Raw genomic sequence first — 4,277 nt, forward strand, 5'->3', positions numbered from 1 at the left:
GTTGAGCTCCAGCCGTTTGGCCGCGCCAAGGATCTGGCCTGCGCGCGCCACGGCGAGGAAGATGCGGACGTCATCCCAGTTCATGGGGAGGATCCAGATGACAATTATCGACGCTGCGTTCTGTGGTGGAACTCAATCTCAATCCGCACGGCAGCAATTGCATCCCACCATTTGCGGGAATTGATGCTCGCTCGTCAATCGTTATCTATTCTCCGCACAACGGTTGCGTTCTCACTCGCGTTGCCATCCGCCGGCCAAAGGCGGACAATGCAGCATCACAAACAGGGAGAGAAATCATGATCGACTATGGTCATTTCATTGGCGGCAAGCATGTCGCCGGGACCAGCGGCCGCAAGCAGGATGTCATGCAGCCGATGGACGGCTCCGTGCGCGGCACGGTGGCGTTGGCCTCGCAGGCGGAACTGCGCGCGGCGGTCGAGAATGCCAAGGCAGCGCAGCCGAAATGGGCCGCGACCAACCCGCAGCGCCGCGTACGCGTGCTGATGAAGTTTCTCGAACTGGTCGCGCGCGACTATGACGAACTGGCCGACATCCTGGCGCGCGAGCACGGCAAGACGATCGCCGACGCCAAGGGCGACATCCAGCGCGGCCTCGAAGTGGTCGAGGTCTGCATCGGCGCACCGCACATGATGAAGGGCGAATTCACCGACGGCGCCGGCGCCGGCATCGACGTCTATTCGATGCGCCAGCCGCTCGGCGTGGTCGCCGGCATCACGCCGTTCAACTTCCCGGCGATGATCCCGCTGTGGAAGATCGCGCCGGCCATCGCCTGCGGCAACGCCTTCATCCTGAAACCGTCGGAACGCGATCCGGGCGTGCCGATGCGCATCGCCGAACTGTTCCTCGAAGCCGGTCTGCCGGCGGGCATCCTCAATGTCGTCAATGGCGACAAGGACGTGGTCGACGCCATCCTCGACGATCCCGACATCAAGGCCATCGGCTTTGTCGGCTCGACGCCGATCGCCCACTACATCTATTCGCGCGGCACGGCCGCCGGCAAACGCGTGCAGTGCTTCGGCGGTGCCAAGAACCACATGATCATCATGCCTGATGCCGACATGGACCAGACCGTCGATGCGCTGATCGGCGCCGGCTACGGCTCGGCCGGCGAGCGCTGCATGGCGATCTCGGTCGCCGTCCCGGTCGGCAACGATACCGCCAACCGGCTGATGGAAAAGCTGATCCCGCGCGTCGAGAGCCTGAAGGTCGGTCCTTCGACGGACTCTTCCGCCGATTTCGGCCCGCTGGTGACGGCGCAGGCGTTGGAACGGGTCAAGGGCTACGTGGATACCGGCGTCAAGGAAGGCGCCAAGCTGGTCGTCGACGGCCGCAGCTTCTCCATGCAGGGCTATGAAGACGGCTACTATATGGGTGGCTGCCTGTTCGACAACGTCACCGCGGACATGCGTATCTACAAGGAAGAGATCTTCGGGCCGGTGCTCTCTGTTGTGCGCGCGCCGACCTATGAGAGCGCGATCAAGCTCGCCAACGATCACGAGATGGGCAATGGCGTCGCCATTTTCACCCGTGACGGCGATGCCGCGCGCGACTTTGCAAGCCGTGTCCAGGTCGGCATGGTCGGCATCAACGTGCCGATCCCGGTGCCGATCGCCTACTACACGTTCGGCGGCTGGAAGGCATCTTCGTTCGGCGATCTCAACCAGCACGGCCCGGACGCGTTCCGCTTCTATACCAAGACCAAGACGGTGACCTCGCGCTGGCCGTCCGGCATCAAGGATGGTGCCGAATTCGTCATCCCGACGATGAACTGACCGGACGATTTCTTGGTTGCGCGTCCTCGCCTTCGGCTGCGGTCGCGCGGGCGGGCATCAAGGATGGTGCCGAATTCGTCATCCCGACGATGAACTGACCGGACGATTTCTTGGTTGCGCGTCCTCGCCTTCGGCTGCGGTCGCGCGGGCGGCATCAAGGACGGTGCTGAATTCGTCATCCCGATCATGAATTGACCGGACAACAAATTGATTTGGATTAAGGCCCGGGCGCTCGCGCCCGGGCGTTTTTTTGCAATCCGGTGGCGCCTATCCGCTTGAACGCTAATGTGATGGAACCAAGTAGGTTCTGCCGTCTTGGTCTGCAGTCCTGCCGCAAGGAGGTACGGCAGATCAAGCAACGGCGCTGGCGACAGCTTCGGGGACATCGTCTGGCGCAAGGAGGTGTCAGATGACCCGTCTTGTGGCAACGCTATTTTTCGCGGCAATTTTTGCGTGTCCCGCTGTCCCGGCGCTGGCGGAGCAATGCGCGGCCCGTGCGGATATGATCAAAGCGCTCGGGGAAAAATTCCACGAAAGCGAGGCGGCGCGCGGCTTGGTAAACCCGAGCCTGATTCTTGAGATATTCGTCTCCGACCGGGGCACCTGGACAATTCTTGCCACCGACACCCATGGTCAGAGTTGCGTCATCACGGCGGGCGAAGGCTGGGACGGTTCGTTGATGGCGGCGGCTGCCTTGCCAGGGACTTGACCCGAGCTTCTAGGAAGCGCCGGCGACGAAAGCGCACCGGATATAAAAGGACGTTCAGCGCGTGGCGGCCGTCTCGGCGTGGCCGCGCAGCAGCGCCATCAGGCGTTTGGCGTCCTTGGCCGCGGCCTCCTCGTCGCCGGCAAGGATCGAGCGGATCAGCGCGACATGGTGCTCGGCGGATTCTGCAAGACCGGTCTCGGCCTTGTAGCGGAACCAGAAGCGGCGGCTGTGGGTCTGCAAGGGGGCGGCCAGACGGGAGGCGAAGGGATTGTCGGCAGCCAGCGCCAGCGCTTCGTCGAGAGCCTTGTCGGCCTGGATGAAGGCAAGCACGTTGCCCGAGATCACCGCTTTCTGCATCGCAAGGGCTGCTTCGTGAAACAGGTCGGCGGCTTCGCGGGTGACGAAGCGGGCGGCCGAGCGGGCCAGCACCACCTCGACGCCGCGACGTGCATCGAGGACGCGCAACCAGTCGCCGGGATGGAGCGGGGCGATGGCGATGCCGGCGCGTGGCCTGACGTCGAGCAGCCCTTCCCATGCCAGCCGCTGGATCGCCTCGCGCACCGGTGTCCTGCCAAGCCCGAGCCTGTCGATCAGGGCGCCCTCGGTGACGAAGCTTGCCGGGGCCAGTTCGAGCGTGACGATCATGTGCTCGAGCACATGGTATGCCCTGGTCGCGGCCGGCTCTGCCGAGGTGCTTGCAGCCATGGATATCAAATGCGCTCTCCTGATATATCTTGATATATCATAACGGAATCCGCATTGACAGCGGGTTTGTTAATAGATATACCACTGATATATCAGATGGAGAGATGATCATGTGGACCGGAGTTTTTCCCGCCGTCACGACTAAATTCACCGCGGATGATCGTCTCGATCATGCCGAGATGGAGCGCTGCTTCAGCCTGCAGATGGAGGCCGGTTGCGACGGCATCATCGTCTGCGGGTCGCTCGGCGAGGGGCCGATGCTGTCGCCCGACGAGAAGATCGAGGTGCTGAAGACCGCACAGAAGGTCGCCGGCAAGAAGCCGGTGCTGCTGACCGTCAACGAGGCCGGCACACGCGAGGCGGCCAGCATCGCCAAGCGCGCGAGCCGGGAAGGCGCCAGTGGCCTCATGGTCGTGCCGAGCCCGATCTACCACACCAATGCGGAAGAGACGGTCGCGGCGCTGCGCGCGGTCGCCGAGGCGGGCGACCTGCCGGTCATGATCTACTCCAACCGGCTTGCCTACCGGGTCGACGTCAGCGTCGACCAGATGGAGGAGCTGGCGTCGGACAGGCGCTTTGTCGCGATCAAGGAATCCTCCGACGACATCCGTCGTTCGACCGAGATCATCAATCGCCTGGGCACTCGCTACGACCTGTTCACCGGCGTCGACAATCTGGCCTTCGAGGCGCTGTCGGTTGGCGCCATCGGCTGGGTCGCCGGACTGGTCACAGCCTTCCCGCGCGAGACCGTCGCCATATTCCAGCTGATGAAGCAGGGCCGCCGCGAGGAGGCGCTCGCCATCTACCGCTGGTTCCGGCCGCTGCTCGATCTCGATGTCTCGACCTATCTGGTCCAAAACATCAAGCTTGCCGAAGTGTTCGCGATCAACACAAATGACCGCGTTCGCATGCCGCGCCAGCCGCTGTCGGGCGAGCGCCGCAAGGCCGTCGAGAAGATCGTCAAGGATGCGCTCGCGGTTCGGCCGAAGCTGCCGACATTTTGATGGCTTTCTTCTCCCCGTTCACGGGGAGAAGATGGCGGCAGCCAGATGAGGGGCAGCGCCTACGTG

5 protein-coding genes are annotated in these 4,277 nt (G+C 63.3%); 3 read left to right on the top strand and 2 right to left on the bottom strand.

The window, feature by feature from the left end; genetic code table 11:
* Positions 1 to 84 (bottom strand): LysR family transcriptional regulator (locus tag EOD15_RS37075; RefSeq protein WP_148129697.1); only part of this gene is annotated, 84 nt, incomplete at its 3' end.
* A 212-nt stretch (positions 85 to 296) separates the two neighbouring features.
* Here EOD15_RS37075 and EOD15_RS29720 point away from each other — a divergent pair.
* Together EOD15_RS29720 and EOD15_RS29725 are read left to right on the top strand one after the other, a co-directional pair.
* Positions 297 to 1,793 carry a CoA-acylating methylmalonate-semialdehyde dehydrogenase gene (locus tag EOD15_RS29720; protein WP_127321434.1) on the top strand — a complete coding sequence of 499 codons (1,497 nt, stop codon included), beginning with the start codon at positions 297 to 299 and terminating at the stop codon, positions 1,791 to 1,793.
* Positions 1,794 to 2,202: 409 nt separating this feature from the next.
* Entirely contained in the window at positions 2,203 to 2,502 is a 300-nt protein-coding gene (locus EOD15_RS29725; protein WP_127323030.1) for a hypothetical protein, read from the top strand.
* A gap of 54 nt (positions 2,503 to 2,556) precedes the next feature.
* On the opposite strand, the gene EOD15_RS29730 is transcribed toward EOD15_RS29725, so the two are convergent.
* On the bottom strand, positions 2,557 to 3,207 hold the full coding sequence (locus tag EOD15_RS29730) for a GntR family transcriptional regulator (protein ID WP_164762190.1): 651 nt from the start codon (positions 3,205 to 3,207) through the stop codon (positions 2,557 to 2,559).
* A gap of 110 nt (positions 3,208 to 3,317) precedes the next feature.
* On the opposite strand from EOD15_RS29730, the gene EOD15_RS29735 reads away from it, so the two are divergent.
* Positions 3,318 to 4,211, top strand: coding sequence for a dihydrodipicolinate synthase family protein (locus EOD15_RS29735; RefSeq protein ID WP_127409094.1), 894 nt, complete (start codon positions 3,318 to 3,320; stop codon positions 4,209 to 4,211).
* Positions 4,212 to 4,277: the final 66 nt, after the last annotated feature.

The sequence above is a fragment of the Mesorhizobium sp. M7A.T.Ca.US.000.02.2.1 genome, from assembly GCF_003996995.1.
GTDB lineage: Bacteria > Pseudomonadota > Alphaproteobacteria > Rhizobiales > Rhizobiaceae > Mesorhizobium.

Excerpts from the sequence above, each read along its gene's own strand:
- EOD15_RS29720 (WP_127321434.1), top strand. The coding sequence starts at position 297 with ATGATCGACTATGGTCATTTCATTGGCGGCAAGCATGTCGCCGGGACC.
- EOD15_RS29725 (WP_127323030.1), top strand. The coding sequence starts at position 2,203 with ATGACCCGTCTTGTGGCAACGCTATTTTTCGCGGCAATTTTTGCGTGT.
- EOD15_RS29730 (WP_164762190.1), bottom strand. The coding sequence starts at position 3,207 with ATGGCTGCAAGCACCTCGGCAGAGCCGGCCGCGACCAGGGCATACCAT.
- EOD15_RS29735 (WP_127409094.1), top strand. The coding sequence starts at position 3,318 with ATGTGGACCGGAGTTTTTCCCGCCGTCACGACTAAATTCACCGCGGAT.